Annotated in this window: 18 protein-coding genes; 7 read left to right on the top strand and 11 right to left on the bottom strand. The window is 71.6% G+C overall.

Going from position 1 to position 18,987, the window contains the following annotated elements; genetic code table 11:
- Positions 1-25: 25 nt before the first annotated feature.
- The 5 genes from ACFVT2_RS23750 to ACFVT2_RS23730 form a co-directional block, all read right to left on the bottom strand.
- On the bottom strand, positions 26-1,423 hold the full coding sequence (locus ACFVT2_RS23750) for a glycosyltransferase 87 family protein (RefSeq protein WP_390021137.1): 1,398 nt from the start codon (positions 1,421-1,423) through the stop codon (positions 26-28).
- The gene (locus tag ACFVT2_RS23745; protein WP_390021134.1) at positions 1,420-2,076 is read right to left on the bottom strand and encodes a DUF2064 domain-containing protein; all 657 of its coding nucleotides are present in this window, start codon (positions 2,074-2,076) and stop codon (positions 1,420-1,422) included. The genes ACFVT2_RS23750 and ACFVT2_RS23745 overlap by 4 nt, the downstream gene beginning before the upstream one ends.
- Positions 2,073-2,798 carry a glycosyltransferase family 2 protein gene (locus ACFVT2_RS23740; RefSeq protein ID WP_390021131.1) on the bottom strand — a complete coding sequence of 242 codons (726 nt, stop codon included), beginning with the start codon at positions 2,796-2,798 and terminating at the stop codon, positions 2,073-2,075. The genes ACFVT2_RS23745 and ACFVT2_RS23740 overlap by 4 nt, the downstream gene beginning before the upstream one ends.
- 203 nt (positions 2,799-3,001) lie before the next feature.
- Entirely contained in the window at positions 3,002-4,054 is a 1,053-nt protein-coding gene (locus ACFVT2_RS23735; protein ID WP_390021128.1) for an NAD-dependent epimerase/dehydratase family protein, read from the bottom strand.
- 214 nt (positions 4,055-4,268) lie between these two features.
- Positions 4,269-4,745 carry a rhodanese-like domain-containing protein gene (locus ACFVT2_RS23730; protein ID WP_390021125.1) on the bottom strand — a complete coding sequence of 159 codons (477 nt, stop codon included), beginning with the start codon at positions 4,743-4,745 and terminating at the stop codon, positions 4,269-4,271.
- Between the two features lie 93 nt (positions 4,746-4,838).
- On the opposite strand from ACFVT2_RS23730, the gene ACFVT2_RS23725 reads away from it, so the two are divergent.
- On the top strand, positions 4,839-5,312 hold the full coding sequence (locus ACFVT2_RS23725) for an Lrp/AsnC family transcriptional regulator (protein ID WP_390021122.1): 474 nt from the start codon (positions 4,839-4,841) through the stop codon (positions 5,310-5,312).
- A gap of 50 nt (positions 5,313-5,362) precedes the next feature.
- Here the strand turns inward: ACFVT2_RS23725 and ACFVT2_RS23720 are convergent, their stop codons facing one another.
- Positions 5,363-6,010: a GNAT family N-acetyltransferase gene (locus ACFVT2_RS23720; protein WP_390021119.1), complete on the bottom strand. Its 648-nt coding sequence runs from the start codon at positions 6,008-6,010 to the stop codon at positions 5,363-5,365.
- A gap of 152 nt (positions 6,011-6,162) precedes the next feature.
- On the opposite strand from ACFVT2_RS23720, the gene ACFVT2_RS23715 reads away from it, so the two are divergent.
- From ACFVT2_RS23715 to ACFVT2_RS23705, 3 genes are all read left to right on the top strand, one after another.
- A complete protein-coding gene (locus tag ACFVT2_RS23715) occupies positions 6,163-6,837 on the top strand; it encodes a TetR/AcrR family transcriptional regulator (protein WP_390021116.1) in 675 nt (224 codons plus the stop codon).
- A 24-nt stretch (positions 6,838-6,861) separates the two neighbouring features.
- Entirely contained in the window at positions 6,862-8,061 is a 1,200-nt protein-coding gene (locus tag ACFVT2_RS23710) for an acyltransferase family protein (RefSeq protein WP_390021113.1), read from the top strand.
- Positions 8,062-8,301: 240 nt separating this feature from the next.
- The gene (locus ACFVT2_RS23705; protein ID WP_390021110.1) at positions 8,302-8,625 is read left to right on the top strand and encodes a hypothetical protein; all 324 of its coding nucleotides are present in this window, start codon (positions 8,302-8,304) and stop codon (positions 8,623-8,625) included.
- Between the two features lie 16 nt (positions 8,626-8,641).
- Here the strand turns inward: ACFVT2_RS23705 and ACFVT2_RS23700 are convergent, their stop codons facing one another.
- Complete coding sequence (locus ACFVT2_RS23700; protein ID WP_390021107.1) at positions 8,642-9,232, bottom strand: TetR/AcrR family transcriptional regulator; 591 nt, start codon at positions 9,230-9,232, stop codon at positions 8,642-8,644.
- Positions 9,233-9,370: 138 nt separating this feature from the next.
- On the opposite strand from ACFVT2_RS23700, the gene ACFVT2_RS23695 reads away from it, so the two are divergent.
- Positions 9,371-10,105: an SDR family oxidoreductase gene (locus ACFVT2_RS23695; RefSeq protein WP_390021104.1), complete on the top strand. Its 735-nt coding sequence runs from the start codon at positions 9,371-9,373 to the stop codon at positions 10,103-10,105.
- 248 nt (positions 10,106-10,353) lie between these two features.
- On the opposite strand, the gene ACFVT2_RS23690 is transcribed toward ACFVT2_RS23695, so the two are convergent.
- Positions 10,354-10,845, bottom strand: coding sequence for an HPP family protein (locus ACFVT2_RS23690; protein ID WP_390021101.1), 492 nt, complete (start codon positions 10,843-10,845; stop codon positions 10,354-10,356).
- A gap of 206 nt (positions 10,846-11,051) precedes the next feature.
- On the opposite strand from ACFVT2_RS23690, the gene ACFVT2_RS23685 reads away from it, so the two are divergent.
- The gene (locus ACFVT2_RS23685; protein ID WP_390021098.1) at positions 11,052-11,573 is read left to right on the top strand and encodes a MarR family winged helix-turn-helix transcriptional regulator; all 522 of its coding nucleotides are present in this window, start codon (positions 11,052-11,054) and stop codon (positions 11,571-11,573) included.
- Between the two features lie 106 nt (positions 11,574-11,679).
- On the opposite strand, the gene ACFVT2_RS23680 is transcribed toward ACFVT2_RS23685, so the two are convergent.
- The 3 genes from ACFVT2_RS23680 to ACFVT2_RS23670 form a co-directional block, all read right to left on the bottom strand.
- Positions 11,680-13,440 (bottom strand): chloride channel protein, encoded by a 1,761-nt coding sequence (locus tag ACFVT2_RS23680; RefSeq protein ID WP_390021095.1) that lies wholly within the window; start codon positions 13,438-13,440, stop codon positions 11,680-11,682.
- A 427-nt stretch (positions 13,441-13,867) separates the two neighbouring features.
- On the bottom strand, positions 13,868-14,104 hold the full coding sequence (locus ACFVT2_RS23675) for a DUF2180 family protein (RefSeq protein ID WP_390021170.1): 237 nt from the start codon (positions 14,102-14,104) through the stop codon (positions 13,868-13,870).
- Between the two features lie 264 nt (positions 14,105-14,368).
- Positions 14,369-15,010: a carbonic anhydrase gene (locus ACFVT2_RS23670; RefSeq protein WP_390021092.1), complete on the bottom strand. Its 642-nt coding sequence runs from the start codon at positions 15,008-15,010 to the stop codon at positions 14,369-14,371.
- Between the two features lie 279 nt (positions 15,011-15,289).
- On the opposite strand from ACFVT2_RS23670, the gene ACFVT2_RS23665 reads away from it, so the two are divergent.
- Positions 15,290-18,985: a nitrate reductase subunit alpha gene (locus tag ACFVT2_RS23665; RefSeq protein ID WP_390021168.1), complete on the top strand. Its 3,696-nt coding sequence runs from the start codon at positions 15,290-15,292 to the stop codon at positions 18,983-18,985.
- Positions 18,986-18,987: the final 2 nt, after the last annotated feature.

The following is an 18,987-nucleotide window of genomic DNA, read 5'->3' as shown; positions in this document are numbered from 1 at the left end:
CGCCCGGCCGGCTCAGGCGGCCGGCTCAGGCGGGCGGCCGGCACCGGAGATGACGTCCGGTCAGGAGGTGCCGGGCGGTATCGGCGCGGGCGACGGTACCGGCCGTGACGGCCAGGGCGGCGCTGCCGTACGTCACCGCCTGGAGGGGAAAGCCGGGCAGCACAGGCCCCGCGAGGTACAGCACGGCGCCGGTGAGGGGGACCGCCAGCCACTCCCAGCGGCCGTCGAGGGCGACGAGGCCGACGACGAGCAGGGCGTACCAGGGGTAGTTGGGCGAGAGCAGCAACAGAGCCGTGCCGGTCACCAGGAGGGCGCCGCGCCAGGGGCGTGCGGGGTCGCCGTACCACCACACGGACAGGGCGAGCAGCGCGAGCAGCACGACGGCGGTCACCGCGGCGGCGGTATCCGGCAGCAGCAGACGCAGCAGGGCGAAGCGGCGCACGTCGCCGGGTGCGTAGCCCTCCTCCTGGAGGTAGCCGGGCAGGTAGCCCAGGACGGCCTGGCCGGAGAGGAGGACGTACGGCAGGTAGCCGAGCGCGATCGTGGCGAGCAGGGGTGCGAGCAGGCGGATCACCCGCTTCGGGGTGCGCTGACCGGACAGAGCGCCGGGCAGCGCCAGGACGGGCAGCAGTTTCACGGCGATCGCGGCACCGAGGAGTGCACCGCGGCGGGCCCCGGCGGTCGCGGTGCCGAGGGCGAGCACGGTGAGCAGGACGCCGAGGGCGTCGATATGGGCGTTGTTGACGGCGTCGAAGGGGACGGCCGGACACCACGCCCACAGGGCGGCGCGGGACGGGGCCCGGTGCGGATCGCCGCGTCGGCGCACCACGGTGAGCAGGGCGACGGTGGTCCCGAACGCCAGGGCGGCGCCGCCGACTTGGAACGGCTTGTGGCGGCTGTCCGGTGGGGAAAGGGCGTGAACGGCGACGTACCAGCCTTCGGCGAGCGGAGGGTAGAGGGTGCGGACCGTGGGGCGGTTGATGCGGGTGCACAGGCCGGTTTCGGTGCGGGTCAGGCCCCAGCCCGTGCAGGGGCCCGTGGTGGGGAAGAGCCAGTCGTCGCGCAGTCCGGCGAGTTCGGGGGCGGCGGGCGGTTGGGCGTAGGGGGAGATGCCGGCGGCCTGGACGCGGCCGTCCCAGGCATAGCGGTACATGTCGGTGCTGGTGCGCGGCGGGGTGGTGATCCCGGCCAGCGCCAGGGCCGCCGCACCGACCAGGACCAGTCCCGTGGCGGCGCGCGCCGGGACCTTGCGCACGGTCCATGCGGCGGCGGCGAACAGGCCCCAGGCGAGGGCGTAGCCGGCCACGAGGCGGCCGGGGGCGCGCTGGCTGTCACCGGCGTGCAGGGTGCCGATGACGGCAGCGGTGAGGGTGGCGAGCAGGACGGCGGTGACGACGGTGCCGGTACGGGCCGGGACCTTCACCGCGCCACGCCCGCGAGCAGGGTGACAGTGGCGGCGAACCGCGAGCCAGGTGGGCAGCAGGCGGCGACCGGGGCGACGTCGGCGGCGGTGTCCACGTCACGCAGCACCGGCAGGTCGCACACCGTCAGTCCCGCCGCGACGAGCCGGCGGCGCTGGATCTCCCCGGTGCGGTCGGTGGACATCGGGACGCCCGGCACGAGGGCCGGGGCGCGCGCCGGGTCGGCGAAACCCAGGGCCCAGAATCCGCCGTCGGCCGCCGGGCCGAACCAGGCGTCGTGCTCCTCTCCGCCGACCCCCGCGAGGAGAGCGGCGGTCAGCTGGGGCGTGTCCATGCCGATCAGGAGCGCCGGTCCGCGGTCGCACTGGGCGAAGGCGGCCGCGATGCGGTCGTCGAGGCCGCCGGTCGCCTGGGGCAGGACGTCGAAGCCCGGCGGAAGCCAGGGGCCCGGACGACCGTCGAGGACGAGGACGCGCCGCCGGGCGGGGGCCCGGGACACGGTGTGCAGGGTGTCGGCGAGGGCGGCCTCGGCCAGGGCGGCCGCCTCCTGGGGCGTATAGGGCGGGGTGAGCCGGGTCTTGACCCGGCCGGGCGTGGGTTCCTTGGCGAGGACCAGGAGCGTGGCCGGGCCCGGCGCCGGGATGCGGGCGGTCATCGCTCGACTCCGGGGACGTGAGCGGTCCTCGCTGGGCCGGTGGCCGGCCGCTCGGCGAGCACCGCGCGCATATCGCGGACCGCCTGCCAGGTGCCGCGCCAGGTGCCGGTGACCTTCGAACGGCCCGTGCGCGGGTGGTAGGGCACGTCCGTCTCCCGTACCCGCCAGCCGGCGTCGGCGGCCCGGACCAGCATTTGCAGCGGGTAGCCGGAACGACGGTCGGTCAGGGCCAGGGCGATCAGTGCCTCGCGGCGGGCGGCGCGCATCGGTCCGAGGTCGTGCAGCCGCAGTCCGGTGCGCCGCCGGACCAGACGGGCCAACTCCACATTGGCCAGGCGGGCGTGGAGTGGCCAGGCACGCAGTGTGGTGGGCCGGCGGCGGCCGAGGACCAGGTCGGCGGAGCCGTCGAGGACGGGCCCGGCGACCTCGGGCAGCAGTCCGGGGTCGAGGGAGGCGTCGCAGTCGCAGAAGCAGACGACGTCGGCGGTCGCGGCGGTCAGGCCGGCGTGGCAGGCGGCGCCGAAGCCGCGGCGGGGCTCGTGGACGACGTGTGCGCCGAGGCGGCGGGCGATGTCCGGGGAGGCGTCGGTGGAGCCGTTGTCGACGACGATCGCCCGCCAGCCCGACGGGATCCGGTCCAGCACCCACGGCAGCGCCGCGGCCTCGTCCAGGCAGGGCAGCACGACATCGACCGTTGAAGGGGAGGGGGAGGGCTCGTTCACCCCACTCACCCTACGAGCCCAAAGGGCGCGAAAAGGACTTTGTAGCCTTACGGATCGCTGACGTCGCGGCACGGGACGGACGGGCCGCACGACGGGGACGACCGTCGACGGAGGGCAGACGGCGGACGGCGGACGGCGGCCACCCTCCGCCGCCTTCCGCCGGCATCACCGACATCACCGACATCACCGACATCACCGGCAAGTCAGCCGGCGCGCAGCGGTGCCGCCGCGAACTCCGCCACCCCCGCCGCGAAGGCGATCCCCGGCTGCCAGCCGAGTTCCGCACGGAGCCGGTGCGAGGAGGCGGTGATATGGCGGACGTCGCCGAGCCGGTACTCCCCCGTGACGACCGGCGCCGGACCGCCGTAGGCCGCGGCCAGGGCGGCGGCCATCTCCCCCACCGTGTGCGGCTCGCCGCTGCCGACGTTGTACGCCCGGGCCGCGCCCGACGGCAGGTCGTGCACGCCGGCCAGGGCCGCGAGGTTGGCCGCGGCGACGTCCCGCACGTGCACGAAGTCCCGCCGCTGGCCGCCGTCCTCGAACACCCGGGGCGCCGCGCCGCGCGCCAACGCGGAGCGGAACAGCGAGGCGACGCCCGCGTAGGGGGTGTCGCGCGGCATCCCGGGGCCGTACACGTTGTGGTAGCGCAGGGCCGCGGCCCGCCCGCCGGTCGCCCGCGCCCATGCGGCGGCCAGATGCTCCTGGGCGAGCTTCGTTCCGGCGTACACGTTGCGCGGGTCGGTCGGCGCGTCCTCGTCCACCAGCCCGGGGGCGAGCGGCTCGCCGCACGTCGGGCAGGACGGTTCGAAGCGTCCCGCCTCCAGGTCCGCGACCCGACGCGGCCCGGGCCGTACGACGCCATGCCGGGAGCACACGTACCGGCCCTCCCCGTAAACCACCATCGAACTCGCCAGGACCAGACGTCGCACCCCGGCCGCGGCCATGCCCGCCAGCAGCACGGCGGTGCCCAGGTCGTTGCACCCGACGTAGGCGGGAGCGTCCGCAAAGTCCTTGCCGAGCCCGACCATTGCGGCCTGGTGGCAGACGGCATCGACGCCGTGCAGCGCATCGGCGACGGCGTCCTCGTCGCGGACGTCGGCGTGCCGCCAGTCCACCCCGTCGGGGATCGGCGGGGCGGTGCGGTGGGCGGCGGGCAGCAGGGCGTCGAGCACGCGCACGGCGTGCCCGGCCCCGGTGAGTGCGGTGACGAGGTGCGAGCCGATGAAGCCCGCGCCTCCGGTGACCAGGATCAGCATGGCACCGACCGTACGGCCGCCCGCCAGCCCGCCGGCCGCACCGCGACGGAACGTCAGACTTTCGTCATTCTTCCTGCCGGCGGTCGGCCCACGTCATGGTGAGCTCGCGTCCGAAGTTGACGTGGCCGGCGCGGTGGAAGGCGTTGGCCATCGGCAGGTTGCCGAGGTCCGTCGACGCCCGGATGCGGGGCGAGGCACCGCGTGCTGCGCCTGTTCAGCAGGCGCAGTGGGGGGATCCGATCGGGGCCGTCAACGGGTCGACCGGTGCGCGCCGCAGGTCGCCGTTGGCGTCGGCGACCGGCAGTCCTTCGCGGGTCCAGTACTCGATTCCGCCGATCATCTCCTTGACCTGGTAACCGAGTCGGGCCAGGGCGAGGGCCGCACGGGTCGCCCCGTCGCAGCCGGGTCCCCAGCAGTACGTGATCACGGGCACGGTCGGATCCAACAGCGTTGCGGCGCGGGCCGGAATGTCGGCGGTGGGCAGATGCACCGCGCCAGGCACGTGCCCCTGCGTCCATGCGGCGTCCCCGCGCGAGTCGACGAGCACGAAGCCGGGGTCGCCGGATTCCAGTGAGGCATGCACATCGGACACGTCCGCCTGGAAGGCCAGTCGGGCGGCGAAGAAGGCGGCCGCGTCGGCGGGTGCCGCCGGCGGCACCCGGAGGGCGGCGCTGATCTGGGTCTTTGTCATGCCCCAAACGCTATGCTCCCCGCCCCCTCTCCAGAACCCGCGATCCACGGCCCTGCCTGCTCCGCGCCGGGATTTCCGTGGTATTACTCGGCCATGGCCGCTGATTCCCTCGACCCCACCGATATACGACTGCTGGAAGCGCTACAGCGCAACGGGCGGGCCAGCTATGCCGAGTTGGCCCGCAGCGTGGCAATGTCACCGAGCGCCGTCACGGAACGGGTACGTCGGCTGGAGGAGAGCGGCGTCATCTCCGGCTACTCCACCCTTGTGCGCCCGGAGGCCCTGGGGCTCGACGTCCTGGCCTTCGTCCGGCTCCGCTATCCCAACGGGAACTACAAGCCGTTCCATGACCTGCTCGACACCACGCCCGAGATCGTGGAGGCCCACCATGTGACGGGCGAGGACTGCTTCGTCCTCAAGGTCGTCGCGCGTTCGATGCGCGACCTTGAAGTCACCACCGGCCGCATCGCCGCCCTGGGTTCCGTCACCACGAGCGTCGTCTATTCCAGTCCGCTCCCCAACCGGTCGTTGACGACGGCCGTTTCCCGAGGCCCGTCGGGCGGGTAGCGGGGCGTGGGGTGGGTGGCAGGCACCCGATGCGGAGTTGCGTCAGCAGGTCAGACGTCGCCCTGTACGAGCGCGTGCAGATGCTCGTCGTGCCATCCGTCCGCGTGCAGCAGTGCGCTCCGCATGGTGCCTTCGAAGGAGAAACCGGCCTTGGTCGCGACCCGGCAGGACGCCGGATTGGCCACCGAGTGGCACAGTCGCAGCCGATGCAGACCGAGGTCGTCCAGGGCCCACCGGCTCACGCGTCGGGTGGCCTCGGTCACGACACCGCCACCGCGTGCCGCGGGCAGGAGCCAGTACACGATCTCGGCGCTGCCGCCCCGGAGATCGATGTCGCCCCACCCGATGAGCCCGACGGCCTCGCCGTCCGGTTGCGCCAGGGCCCAGATCGCGCTCAGCTCGGCGCGCCAGCGCTGGTGCATGCGCTCGATCCGCTGCCGGGCCGCTTCGGCCGTCTCCACCAGGAGGCGGTTCCACTGCCGTATCGCCGGGTCCTGACTGGCGGCAACCAGGACATCGGCGTCGGTCGGGCGCCAGGGGCGTAGTGCCCAACCACTCGGCAGATTGAGCACGGGTTGACTGTGCAGGGCCATCCGGCCCGCGGGCACGACGGCCGGGATACCGGTCGGTGCGCTGGTGGGTGCGGCGGTTGGCGCGGCGATTGGCGCGCCGGTCGGCTGGGGCGAGTTGGTGGTCATCGCGGCATCGTGCCACAGCAGGTCGGGAACCGGCTGCGTTGCTGGTCACGGCAGTCCACACCGTTGCCTGTGGGGCTTTGACGTGGCGTCAGGCATGGTCGGTCATCGGTCTCCGCTGGACATCGATTGGCCGGGCGGCTAAATTTCTGGCCATGCGGTCAGAAAATGGTCCGAGCGGCCAGCCCGGTGGCGGGAAGAGCAGACAGCCGGCGCCGGAGCCGGAGCGTTCGCTCATCGAGAAGGTGCGCCGGGCCCAGATCGTCGAGGCTGCCATCGAAGTCATCGCGGTACGGGGGTTCGCGAAGGCTTCGATGGCGCAGATCGCCGAGCAGGCCGGCGTCAGCAAGGGCGTGATCTCGTATCACTTCGCAGGCAAGAACGAGTTGATCGAGCGGACCGTCGAGCAGGTCTACGACGGCCTCGGCACCTTCGTCGCATCCCGCCTCCCGGAACAGACCGGCACGGCCGCCTGGCTGCGCGTCTACATCGGTTCGATCGCGGAGTACATGGCCGACCACCGGATCCAACTCAGTGCGCTCGGTGAGATCTTCACCAACTTCCGCACCGAGGACGGGGGTCTCCGGTACGGCATCGCCTCCAGCGAGTCGATCTACGCCCACTTGGAGGACGTGTTCCGCGCGGGCCAACAGTGCGGGGAACTGCGTGCGTTCGACGCCCGGGTGATGGCCGTCAGCCTTCAGGCCGCGATCGACGACATGTTCGCGTACTGGAGCGTCCACCCCGACCACGACCTGACGGCGCACGCCCGCGAGCTCACCGACCTCTTCTGGCACGCCACCCGCGCGGACCGCCCGTCCGCGTCCTGAACCACACCCAACGGGGGAATTTCCATGGCACATGACCTCGGGCGTACGGTGGCGCCCGCCGACACCGCCGGGCCGACGCGCCCACGCCTGCACTACGTCGACAACCTGCGCATCGCCCTGACGGCGCTGGTGGTGCTGCACCACACGGCCGTCACCTACGGCAACATCCCCGCCTGGTACTACACCGAGCCCGCCAAGGACGGGACCGGGCTGATCCTGGACGCCTTCGTCGTCGTCAACCAGGCGTTCTTCATGGGCTTCTTCTTCATGATCGCCGGGTTCTTCACCCCGGCGTCCTACGACCGCAAGGGCCCGGGCCCGTTCCTCCGGGACCGACTCAAGCGGCTCGGCATCCCGCTGCTCGCCTTCCTGCTGCTGATACGTCCGCTCACCGGCCTCGACGCGTACTTCCACCTGAAGACCGCTTTCGCGGAGCGCGGCGATGCCCTGCCCTACTGGGTCTACTACCTGGCGAGTTGGGACGCGGGCCCGCTGTGGTTCGTGGAAGTGCTCCTGGTGTTCGCCCTGCTCTACGCCCTCGTCCGGCGCCGTGGCGCCCGGCGTGCCCTGGCCGCGGCCGGCACGTCGACGAACGGCCTCCCGACGCCCCAGCCACTGCGGCCGCTGCGGCCGCGTGCCATCGTCCTCTTCACCCTCGCTCTCGCCCTGGCCACCTACGGATGGCGCATCCTCGTACCGGTCGGCGTGTACGTCCCGTTCGTCGGGCTGCCCACCCCCAGCTATGCCGTGCAGTACGGGAGTTTCTTCGTGCTGGGCGTGCTCGCGCACCGCCGTGGTTGGGCGCAGTCCCTCTCCCGCCGTACGGGGCGGGTGGGCTTCATGGTCGCCAGCGTCGCGACCCTCGCCTATCTGCCGGTCCTCGCCACGGCGAAGGCCGGGGCGACGGACGGACACGGTACGTGGCAGTCGCTGGCCGCGGCCGCCTGGGAGTCGACGTTCGCGGTGGGGGTCGTCCTGGGGCTGACCGTGCTCTTCCGGGAACGCCTCAACCGCCAAGGCCGGAAGGCCGCGTTCCTTTCCCGGCACGCCTTCGGGGTCTACGTCCTGCACGCGCCGGTACTGGTCGGGCTCGGGCTGGCCTTCCGCTGGTTGGACGCCCCGGCGGTCGCCAAGTTCGCGCTGGTCGCCGCCCTCGCCCTGCCCCTGTGCTGGGCCGTGGCCTACGTCGTCCGCCGCATACCGCGCGTCGATCGGGTGCTGTAGGGGCGGCTGGCCGGTTCCCCTCCTGCTGGATGCGGCAACTGGGGCCTGTCCGGGCCTGATCCACCGGACAGGCCCCAGCGTGCCGCGGAGGGAAAATCCCCCGGCGTTCTCCGTGCGATCTACGGAAAAGCGGTCAGACTCAACGGAGACGGCCTGCCGGGACCCCCACCCCGGCAGGCGCGTCGCGTTGCCCCGCGCTTCCCTTCCCCCCTGCACCCCGTGCCGAGGAGTCGACATCGCATGACCGACACCGAGCAGACCGCCCGCACCCGGCGGGCGGCGTTCCGAGCCGCGGCCTTCGCCCGTGACGGGCGCTGGCACCTGGAGATCACCAGCCTCGACCGCGAACCCGACACCGGTGACACCGAGGCCGTCCTCGTCACGCTCTGGCCCACCGGGGCAACCCCGGACGGCGCCGGGTTCCCGGCGGACGGCCTGCGCGCACAGTTGCTCAGCAACGGCTTCGCCCTCGATGACCCCGGCGCCGGGAGGGGCGGATGGACACGCACGGAAGACCAGGAGCACTACACCGCGGCGTGCCATCCGACGGCGGGAGCGGTCTGATCGGGTCCCTGCCCCGTCAGCGTTCCGGGGTGCGCGGCACCAGGTGCTTCAGTCCGTCCACGGTGAGGTCGAGGAGCCGTTCGGCCTGCCCCCGCTGCTCGGGTCGCGCCGAGGTGAGGGCGACGCCGGCGAGGGCGGCGAACATGTCGGTCGGGCGGATGTCGGACCTGAACACGCCGGCTGTCGTACCGGCCTCCAGGAGGGAGGAGAGGGCCGCCTGAATCATCTCGCGGCTCTCGCCGTAGGGGTTGGCGCCCGCGGCGACGACGGCGCGCAGGGCCTCGGCCATGCCGAGTTTGGCGGTGGCGTAGTCGATGAAGCGACGCGTCCACGCGCGCAGGGCCTCATCGGGCGGCAAGGTCGCCAGGAGGCCGGGTACGGCATCGCAGAGCCGCGCCACCTCATTGCGGTAGGCCGCCTCGATCAGGGCCTCCCGGGTCGGGAAGTTCCGGTACAGGGTGCCGCTGCCCACGCCCGCTTCCTTGGCGATGCGCTCGAAGTGTGCGTCCAGTCCCTCTTCGGTGAACACCCGCACCGCCGCGGCCAGGATCTTGTCCCGGTTGCGCTGTGCGTCGGCCCTCAGTGGGCGATCTGCGGCTCGGGCCATCGGTGGCTCTCCTCTCCTCACCGGTTGCTAACTGGAGGCGTCGCCACTTAACGTACGATCAAGTGGCGGCGCCCCCACTTTCACTGTAGGGCATGGCTCCGGTCTGCCCTCTTCCCCCTCCTGGAAGGGCTGTCCATCATGTCGGGAATCGAAGGCAAGGTCGTGGCGATCACCGGCGCAAGCAGCGGCATCGGCGAGGCGACCGCCCTGCTGCTCGCCGAGCGCGGCGCCCGGGTCGTCCTCGGGGCACGCCGCCCGGAACGCCTTGCGGCCCTGGCCGCGCGCATCGAAGAGGCCGGCGGCCAAGCCGCCTGGTCCCGCACGGACGTGACGCGGCGCGCGGACCTGTCCGACCTCGTCACGCTGGCGTGCGACCGCTACGGCAAGCTCGACGTCCTCGTCAGCAACGCCGGGGTCGGCTTGATCTCCCCCCTGGACGACCTGCGCGTCGAGGACTGGGAGGAGATGATCGACGTCAACGTCAAAGGGGTGCTGTACGGGATCGCCGCCGCCCTGCCCGTCTTCCGGGCACAGGGCTTCGGACACTTCGTCAACACCGTTTCCACCGCCGGACTGCGCATCGTTCCGCTCCAGTCGGTGTACGCCGCCACGAAGAACGCCGTCCGCACCCTCTCCGAGGGCCTGCGTCAGGAAGCCGGCGACAGTCTCCGCGTCACCGTCGTCTCGCCGGGCTTCGTCCGTACGGAGTTCGCAGAGCGCATCGATCCGTCCGTGAAGGCCCGGATCGTCGACAAGATGGACGCGATGGGGCTCTCGCCGGACGCGGTGGCCCGCGCCATCGCGTTCGCCATCGAGCAGCCGGACGGTGTCGACGTGGGTGACATCGTCGTCCGGCCCACCGCCCAGGATTGAGGGGGCGTACTCGCTTGATCGACGGGCGAGTTGGACGGCGGTGCAGCGGGCCGCGCCGGCCGGGAGAGCCGCGTTCGCGGGCGCACGGTACCGACTGCGCCGGTGGCAGTGCCCGTGGCTGCGTCTGTGGCGGTGATCGCGCCTGCGTCAGGCGGATTGACGGGACGTCATGGGGGCGCCGGGCCGTGTGCGTCATGGTGGGCGCAGTGGGTGCGGGGCGGACTATCAGAGGCGGTGGGGCGGCAGTGTCACCAGGCAACCGGGTAGCGAACCGGGTGCCCTCCTATGCGGCCCGGCAACAGGCCGATCGCCACCAGCAGCACGGTGGCCAGCCCGAGCAGCGGGAGGAACGGCATCGGATGCGGGGCCTGCAGCACCACGATCACCGACGTGGCGGCGGCCGGAGAGTGGGAAAGGTGGGTGAGCATCATCGCGCCCAGCGAAAGCCCGGCGGCCACCGCGGCGCCCCAGGCGGTGCTCCCGGTCACCGCCAGGGTGCCGAAGCCGATCGCAGCGGACATCAACTGGCCACCGACCAGGTTGCGCGGCTGGGAGATCGGCAGCCCGGGCGCCCCGTGCACCAGGGCCGCGCTGGCCGCCAGGGGCGGGATCAACAGCGGCTCGTGCAGCAGCACACCCATCCCGACCAGGAGGAGCAGGGCACCGATGGCGAAGGCGGTTTCCCTCAACACGTGCAACGGGTGCGGCCTGGGGGTGGCAGGGGGCAGTGGTACGGACATGCAGGGACTCCAGGCAGGCAGGTGCGGCCTCCTGATCATAAACAAAATGTTGATTGAACCGTGAACGTACCCTCACGGGACCAGCCAGCCAGGCAGATCACGCTTGAGCGAGACCCCTCGACCGCCCGCCGACAGCTCCGTGCACCCACCAGTCCGCACGGGGGCTCGCCCTTCGTCGCCACCCTGGGGAACGGTATAAAAGCGGTATGGTGCGACAAGCTCAGGACGGTGGACAGCGAAGCCCGGCCGACCGGCCGGCGGACGACCTGTACGAGACCGTGGAGGAGGTCGCCGCGGCCGTGATGACGGCGTCCCGCCTGTTCGTTGCGCTCTCCGCGCGGGCACTCGCCGAGACCGAGCCGACACTGACGCTGCCGCAACTGCGCACTCTGGTGGTCCTGCACAGTGAGGGCCCGGTCAAGCTCGCCGCGCTCGCCGCAGGGCTGGACGTGAACCCGTCCACGGCGATGCGGATGGTCGACAAGCTGGAGGCGCGCGGCCTCGTGGACCGTCAGATGAACCCCGACAACCGTCGCGAGGTCATCCTGGGCCTCAAGCCGCACGGCCGGCGCCTGGTCGAGAAGGTCTTGGCCCACCGGCATCAGGAGATCCAGGCCATCGTCGCCAGCCTGCCGGCCGACCGGCGCGCCGAGTTGGTGCGGGGACTGCGCGCCCTGACCGATGCGGCCGGTGAGCAAACCGTCGATTCGCTGACGGAGCGGTACTGACTGACGCAGTTCCCAGGCAGGTTGGCCGGGTGTCGAGAGGTCCGGCGAGCCGAACGAACCAGGTGTGCGAACGGGGCCTTCGCCGCGACGAAGGCCCCGGGGGAACTCAGGTGAGGACGACGTCCGGGTCACGTCGACGGTTGCCCGGAAGCAGACGTTGCCGGTGGTGCTCCTCCGTCAGGTCGTGCCGTCGCGCGTGGAGCAGATGGTGGAGCGTGACTGTCCCCACGACGCGGGCGTCGGGGCCGTGACTGACCACGGGGGCCTGGGTCACGTCGTGTTCGGCGAAGAGGTAGGCGGCACGGCGCAGGGTGTCGTCCGGCCGGAGGGTCACCGGAGACGGTACGCAGACATCCGCCACGGTGCTGCTCCCTTGCAGACCGGCGTCCTGGGCGAGCGCTTCCAGCAGCCGGTCCCGGGTCGTCACCATGCCCGTCGTACCCTCGTCGGTCGTCACCGGGACCAGCCGCTGTCCATCGCCTGCGGAGCCTTCCGCATCCCTGATGAGCTTGATCGCGACGTCCACGCCGCCCTTTCCCTCAAGGAGGAGGGGCTGGCGTTCCATGACCTCTTCGACGAAGAACGTCTCCAGCGGGTCGGTGGAGTATTCCCTGGTCAGGTGCAGACCACGGCGGGCGATCTTCTCGGTGAGCACCGAGCGCTTGAGCAGGAGAGCGGACAGCGCGTAGGCGGCGGTGGAGGAGATCAACAACGGCAACACCGCGCCCCAGGCATGGGTGAGTTCGAGGGTGAAGACCACTCCGGTCAACGGTGACCGCATCACCCCGCCCACCACGGCGGCCAGTCCCATCATCGCCCAGAAGCCTGGAATGACGTGGGGGAAGACCAGCCCTTCGGCCGCGCCGACCGCCCCACCGATCATGAAGACCGGAGCGAGGACCCCGCCGGAGGTACCCGAGCCGAGCGAGAGCGACCAGATCAACGTCTTGACGATGAGGATGCCGACGATGAGCGACACCGTGGCGCGGCCGGTCAGCAACTGCTCGATGACGTCGTAGCCGACACCGAGGGCACGCGGCTCGACCAACCCGCCCAGGCCGATGACCAGCCCGCCGATGGCGGGCCACCACATCCAGTGGAAGGGCAGCCGGGCGAAGCCGTCCTCGGCCCGGTAGACCAGCCAGGTCGCGGCCACCGCCAGGGCACCGCCGAGCAGTCCGGCCACCGCGCAGAGCACGTTGACCGCGGGGGCGACGTGGAGGCCGGCGGCGGACACCGGGAAGACGGGGGCCGTCCCCAGCAGGAAGCCGCGCACCACAGTGCTGACACCGACCGCCGCGACCACCGGCACGAAGCTGCGCGGGCGCCACTCGAAGAGCAAAAGTTCGACGGCGAGCAGCACGGCCGCCAGCGGCGAGTTGAAGGTCGCCGCCATACCGGCCGCCGCCCCGGAGACCAGCAGCGTCTTGCGTTCATCGGCGCTCAGCCGCAGAGCCTGCGCCAGGATCGAGCCGATCGCGCCACCGGTCATGATGATCGGCCCTTCGGCACCGAACGGGCCGCCGGTGCCGATGCTGATCGCCGCCGACACCGGCTTGAGCACCGCCACCCGGGGCTCGACCCGGCTGCCACCGGTCAGGATCGCCTCGATCGCCTCGGGCATACCGTGCCCGCGGATCTTCTCCGACCCGTAGCGCGCCATCACACCGATCACCAGTCCGCCGAGCACCGGCGCGCCCAGCACCAACCACCACGGCCGGTGCTCCAGGCCCGGCGCAACCAGCGAGGTCGACCAACGCTGGTAGAACACCACGTTGGTGACCAGTCCGATCAACCGCAACAACGCCAGCGCTGCCACCGCACCTGCGCCGCCGACCAGCAATGCCCAGCCGCAGATCACCAGCATTCTCGGCTGAACCGTGAAGTCACCGAGGTGGGCGCCCCGGTGTCTCGTCTTCCCCGTGCGCGCCCCGTTCACCGCAGCGACCCACCACATCGCGGCGCGTCGGTGGACACCGCTCGCCCGCCTGACCACAGGCACGTTCGTATGATTTCCATAGCGCAAGTATTGCAGTGTGCAAGACTTGCAGACAGGTGGTGTCCAGCACCCGGACGGACCGGTGGTCGGCTCCCGGGGGCGGACACCCCAGGAAGTGCGCCCGAGCGCACCACTCCCCACCACCCTGGAGACGTCAAGGCAGCCGACGGCACCGGCCCGGATCACGAGGGGCGGCGCGTTGCCGCCGCACAGGCATCCCCCAGGCACCCACGCGGACCCGCCCCCCAGCCAACCCCGACGCCGCCCGCACGACCCGCACCCCGGGCCGGCGCCGTTAACGCACGCTCTTCTTCGCCTCAGCCTGGTACGTGGGAGCCATCGCGAAGTGGCAGGTCAGACAGGTGAGTTCGCGCGCCGGCCGAGAGAGCGTCGACTGGCCGACCCCGGCAAGCCGATGGCCGGGCTCCAAGGCAACATGACAGTGCCGGAGGCAGACACCCACACCGCAGTGATGACAGATACCCACGGCGTCGACGACCTCTTCGGCCCACGCGCAGTCGAAGCACTTCATGAGACTCACCCGCCTCCTGTGCGCCCACCCGAACCCATTCTATCGCCAGGAAAGTATTGCGGTAGGCAATGTTCCAGCGCCGCGGCCCGCGCCAGGCAGACCGTGAGCAACACCGTGCCCACCGTCACCGCCGCGTACGCGGGGCACACACATGTAGGTACTCCGGAGCCGCACGCACCGTCCGGGCTACGCACGGTTACGCATGGCGACGGACGGGACTCCCCCCCCGACCCCGACAAGCCCCGACCGACGCCGTTCGGACGGTCAGGACGAGGGGCCGGCGGGTTCGTCGAGGCCGCGGGCCGCGACGAGGTGGGCGCTACCGTCGGCCAGCCGGTAGGACAGCCCCACCACCGCCGCCCGGCGGGCCGCCACCCGCCGGGCCAGCTCCCGAGAGCGGTCCAGCAGCAAGTCGACCGTGTGCCGTACGTGCTCGGCGAGGATCTCGTCGGGCCGCACGCGCCCGGCGGCCCGCGCAGCCAGCACGCTGGGGGTGACGCGCTCGACGACGTCCCGGATGTAGCCGGCCGGCGTCACACCGGTTTCGAGTGCGGTACAGGCGGCGCCGATCGCGCCGCACGAGTCGTGGCCGAGGACCACGACCAGCGGGCAGTCCAGCACCTCCACCCCGTATTCGATGCTGCCCAACACCTCCGCCCCCACGACCTGGCCCGCGGTGCGGACGACGAACAGGTCACCCAGGCCGCGGTCGAAGATGACCTCGGCGGCCAACCGGGAGTCGGAGCACCCGAAGAGTACGGCGAAAGGACGCTGGACCGGCGCGATCTCGGTGCGGCGCGTGGCGTCCTGGTTGGGGTGTGCGGGTGCGCCGGCGACGAAGCGTTCGTTGCCGGCGAGCAGCAGCTCGAAGGCTTCGCGAGGAGTGGGGGACGTCATGTCGCTCATAGATCCCCACCGACGGCTCCGTCAATCACACGGCCCATGCGGCTCAGCACTGCCATCTCCCTGCTCACTCTTCTTCTCCTCACCGATTCGAAGTACATGCCATTGGCAAGTATTGCAAAGCGCAAGAAAAACTACGTATAACTCTCATCAACCCTTCCGTGGTGGTGCGTCAGGAACGCCGCGGCACGGTCAAGCTGGTCCCGGTGGCACGCGACCTTCCCGGCACGGGGGCCGAGTGGTCGGCGCTGCCACCCGCGTACCGTGAAAGGAGCGACGGTGGTGGTACGACGCGGTGCCCGCAAGGAAGCCGAACGCGTTGCGGCGGCGGCCGCAGAGCAGCTGCTGCGGATCGGAACGGCCTTGCGGAAGGCACCCACGACGCCGGACCTACGGGCGGTCTACCGGACCGACCAGAGCGTCAACGACACGCCCTACCGGGAACGTTGGGCCCATGACCGGGTCGTCCGTTCCACGCACGGGGTGAACTGCACCGGCTCGTGCTCGTGGAAGGTGTACGTCAAGGACGGCGTGATCACCTGGGAGACGCAGGAGACGGACTACCCCTCGGTGGGCCCGGACCGGCCGGAGTACGAGCCGCGCGGCTGTCCGCGGGGCGCCTCGTTCTCCTGGTACACCTACTCACCGACCCGGGTGCGCTACCCGCACGTGCGCGGGGTGCTCCTGGAGCTCTACCGCGAGGCGCGGGAGCGCATGGGCGACCCGGTGGCGGCCTGGGCGGAGATCACCGGTGACCCGGACAAACGGCACCGGTACCAGTCGGCGCGCGGCAAGGGCGGCCTGGTGCGGATCGGGTGGGACGAGGCCCTGGAGATCGCGGCCGCCGCCCACGTGCACACCATCGCGGCGTACGGCCCCGACCGGGTCGCCGGCTTCTCGCCGATCCCCGCCATGTCGATGGCCTCGCACGCGGTCGGCGCACGGTTCATGTCCCTGATCGGCGCGCCGATGCTCTCCTTCTACGACTGGTACGCCGACCTGCCCATCGCCTCGCCGCAGGTCTTCGGCGACCAAACGGACGTACCGGAGTCCGGCGACTGGTGGGACGCCGCCTATCTGATGCTGTGGGGCTCCAACGTGCCGGTGACCCGCACCCCGGACGCGCACTGGATGGCCGAGGCCCGATACCGGGGCCAGAAGGTGGTGGTGGTCTCCCCCGACTACGCGGACGCGACGAAGTTCGCCGACGAGTGGTTGCATCCGCATCCCGGCACCGACGGCGCCCTGGCGATGGCCATGGGGCACGTGATCCTCACCGAGTGCTTCGTCCGGCGGCAGGTCCCGTACTTCGTCGAGTACGTCAAGCAGTTCACCGATCTGCCGTTCCTGGTGGAACTCGACGAGCGGGACGGGCAGTTCGTGCCGGGGAAGTTCGTCACCGCCGCGACCCTGGGGCTGGAGACGGATGACGAGGCAGCAGCGGCCTGGAAGCCGGTGCTGCTCGATGCGGCCTCCGGCCGGCCGGTCGTCCCGCACGGCACCCTCGGCGACCGCTGGTCCAAGGGCGGCGCCGGCCGCTGGAACCTGGACCTGAACGGGATCGAGCCCGCGCTGACCTTCCAGCGGGAGGGCGGCACCTCCGTCCCGGTGCTGATGCCGCGCTTCGACGCGCCCGGTTCCGTACGGCGCGGCGTCCCGGTGCGGGAGATCGACGGGCGCCGGGTGACCACCGTCTTCGACCTGCTGCTCGCCCAGTACGGCGTTCCGCGGCCGGGGCTGCCCGGCGACTGGCCGGAGGACTACGACGACGCCACGCGTCCCTACACCCCTGCCTGGCAGGAGACGATCACGTCGGTGCCGGCGGCCGCGGTGGTGCGCGCGGCCCGGGAGTTCGCGCACACCGCCGAGAAGACCCGCGGCCGCTGCATGATCGTCATGGGCGCGGGCACCAACCACTGGTTCCACTCCGACACCATCTACCGGTCGTTCCTCACCCTGCTGCTGCTCACCGGCTGCCAGGGCGTGAACGGGGGTGGCTGGGCCCACTACGTCGGGCAGGAGAAGGTCCGCCCGTACACCGGCTGGCAGCAGTTGCAGTCCGCGGCGGACTGGGTGCGCCCGGCACGCCAGGTGGCCGGCACGCCGTACTGGTACCTGCACACCGACCAGTGGCGGTATGACGGTCAAGACGCCGGCATGCTGGCCGCAGCGACCGCCGGCGGCGCGTTCGCCGGCCGGCACACCGCCGATCTGGTGGCCCAGTCGATGCGGCTGGGCTGGATGCCGTCCGCCCCCACGTTCACCGCCAGTCCCCTCGACCTCGGCCGCCGGGTGCACGAGTCGGGCCACGAACCGGGCGAGTGGGCGGCCGCCGAACTCGCCGCGGGCCGACTGGCGTTCGCCTGCGAGGACCCGGACGATCCGGCCAACTGGCCGCGGGTGCTCACCGTGTGGCGGGCCAACCTCATCGGCTCCTCGGCGAAGGGCAACGAGTTCTTCCTGCGGCATCTGCTGGGGGCGAGCGACAACGCCCGCGCGCAGGAAGCACCGGACGGGAGTCGGCCGCGCGACCTCGCCTGGCACGACGAGGCGCCACGCGGCAAGCTGGACCTGCTGCTGGCCCTGGACTTCCGGATGACCTCCACCACGCTGATGGCCGACCTCGTCCTGCCCGCCGCGACCTGGTACGAGAAGCACGACCTGTCCAGCACCGACATGCACCCCTACGTGCACGCCTTCTCCCCCGCGATCAACCCGCCCTGGCAGGCACGCACCGACTTCGAGATCTTCCACGGACTCGCAGCCCGGTTCAGCGAGTTGGCGACCGGCCGGTTGGACACCGCGTACGACCTGGTGGCCACCCCACCCCAGCACGACACCCCCGGCGAAACGGCCCAGCCCGGCGGCACGCTGCGGGACTGGCGGGACGGTACGCCGCCGGAGCCGGGCCGCAACCTCCCGATGTTCACCGTCGTCGAGCGGGACTACCCCGCGGTCGCCGCGAAGCTGGCGGCGTTCGGCCCGCTCGCCGAGGAACACGGCATGACCGTCAAGGGCATCACCGTCCACCCGGTGCCGGAGGCCCGCTGGTTGGCCGAACGCTGCGGTACCGCCGCCGCCGGCCCGGCCCGCGGACGTCCCCTCCTGGACACCGACGTGAAGCTGTGCGAGGCCGTCCTGGCGTTGTCCGGCACCACCAACGGGCGCCTGGCCGCCGAGGGTTTCGACCGGCTCGCCGAACGTTGCGGTCCCGGCAGCGGATTCGCCGGGCTCGCCGAGGCGGTCCGCGAGCGCCGGGTGGTCTTCTCCGACACCCAGAACCGGCCGGTCCAGGTCGGCACCAGTTTCGAATGGTCCGGCAAGGAGGCCCCGGACCGCCGCTACGCACCCTTCACCGTCAACACCGAACACCACAAACCCTGGCACACCCTCACCGGACGCCAGCACTTCTACCTCGACCACGACTGGATGGCCGAACTGGGCGAGCAACTCCCCGTCTACCGGCCACCGTTGGACCAGGCAGCGGTACAGGGCGCCGCCCCCGCCGAGGACGACTCCCGCTCGGTGACCGTCCGCTACCTCACCCCGCACTCGAAGTGGTCGATCCACTCCGAATACCAAGAAAACCTCCTCATGCAGACCCTGGCCCGCGGCGGACCGGTCATCTGGATGAGCGTCACCGACGCCGAGGCCATCGGGGCCGCGGACAACGACTGGATCGAGGCGGTCAACCCCAACGGCGTGGTGACCGCCCGGGCCGTGGTCTCGCACCGGATGCCGCCCGGCACGGTGTTCATGTACCACGTCCAGGAGCGCCTGGTGAACGTCCCCCGCACCCAGGCGACCGGCCGCCGCGGCGGGGTGCACAACGCCCTCACCCGCCTGCTGATCAAACCCACCCACCTCATCGGCGGCTACGGACAGCTCTCGTTCGCCCCCAACTACTACGGGCCCACCGGCAACCAACGGGACGCGGTCACCGTCATCCGCCGCCGCACCCAGCACGTGGAGTACTGAAG

Origin of the sequence: Streptomyces sp. NPDC058000, from assembly GCF_042886435.1 — a bacterium.
GTDB lineage: Bacteria > Actinomycetota > Actinomycetes > Streptomycetales > Streptomycetaceae > Streptomyces.
Note: the sequence above shows the minus strand (reverse complement) of the source record. Positions and strands in the feature narration are given on the sequence as shown.

What these genes read in the sequence shown, in the direction of transcription:
- ACFVT2_RS23745 (WP_390021134.1), bottom strand. Translation starts at nt 2,076, where the DNA reads ATGACCGCCCGCATCCCGGCGCCGGGCCCGGCCACGCTCCTGGTCCTC.
- ACFVT2_RS23735 (WP_390021128.1), bottom strand. Translation starts at nt 4,054, where the DNA reads ATGCTGATCCTGGTCACCGGAGGCGCGGGCTTCATCGGCTCGCACCTC.
- ACFVT2_RS23730 (WP_390021125.1), bottom strand. Translation starts at nt 4,745, where the DNA reads ATGACAAAGACCCAGATCAGCGCCGCCCTCCGGGTGCCGCCGGCGGCA.
- ACFVT2_RS23725 (WP_390021122.1), top strand. Translation starts at nt 4,839, where the DNA reads ATGGCCGCTGATTCCCTCGACCCCACCGATATACGACTGCTGGAAGCG.
- ACFVT2_RS23720 (WP_390021119.1), bottom strand. Translation starts at nt 6,010, where the DNA reads ATGACCACCAACTCGCCCCAGCCGACCGGCGCGCCAATCGCCGCGCCA.
- ACFVT2_RS23715 (WP_390021116.1), top strand. Translation starts at nt 6,163, where the DNA reads ATGCGGTCAGAAAATGGTCCGAGCGGCCAGCCCGGTGGCGGGAAGAGC.
- ACFVT2_RS23710 (WP_390021113.1), top strand. Translation starts at nt 6,862, where the DNA reads ATGGCACATGACCTCGGGCGTACGGTGGCGCCCGCCGACACCGCCGGG.
- ACFVT2_RS23705 (WP_390021110.1), top strand. Translation starts at nt 8,302, where the DNA reads ATGACCGACACCGAGCAGACCGCCCGCACCCGGCGGGCGGCGTTCCGA.
- ACFVT2_RS23700 (WP_390021107.1), bottom strand. Translation starts at nt 9,232, where the DNA reads ATGGCCCGAGCCGCAGATCGCCCACTGAGGGCCGACGCACAGCGCAAC.
- ACFVT2_RS23695 (WP_390021104.1), top strand. Translation starts at nt 9,371, where the DNA reads ATGTCGGGAATCGAAGGCAAGGTCGTGGCGATCACCGGCGCAAGCAGC.
- ACFVT2_RS23690 (WP_390021101.1), bottom strand. Translation starts at nt 10,845, where the DNA reads ATGTCCGTACCACTGCCCCCTGCCACCCCCAGGCCGCACCCGTTGCAC.
- ACFVT2_RS23685 (WP_390021098.1), top strand. Translation starts at nt 11,052, where the DNA reads ATGGTGCGACAAGCTCAGGACGGTGGACAGCGAAGCCCGGCCGACCGG.
- ACFVT2_RS23680 (WP_390021095.1), bottom strand. Translation starts at nt 13,440, where the DNA reads ATGCTGGTGATCTGCGGCTGGGCATTGCTGGTCGGCGGCGCAGGTGCG.
- ACFVT2_RS23675 (WP_390021170.1), bottom strand. Translation starts at nt 14,104, where the DNA reads ATGAAGTGCTTCGACTGCGCGTGGGCCGAAGAGGTCGTCGACGCCGTG.
- ACFVT2_RS23670 (WP_390021092.1), bottom strand. Translation starts at nt 15,010, where the DNA reads ATGAGCGACATGACGTCCCCCACTCCTCGCGAAGCCTTCGAGCTGCTG.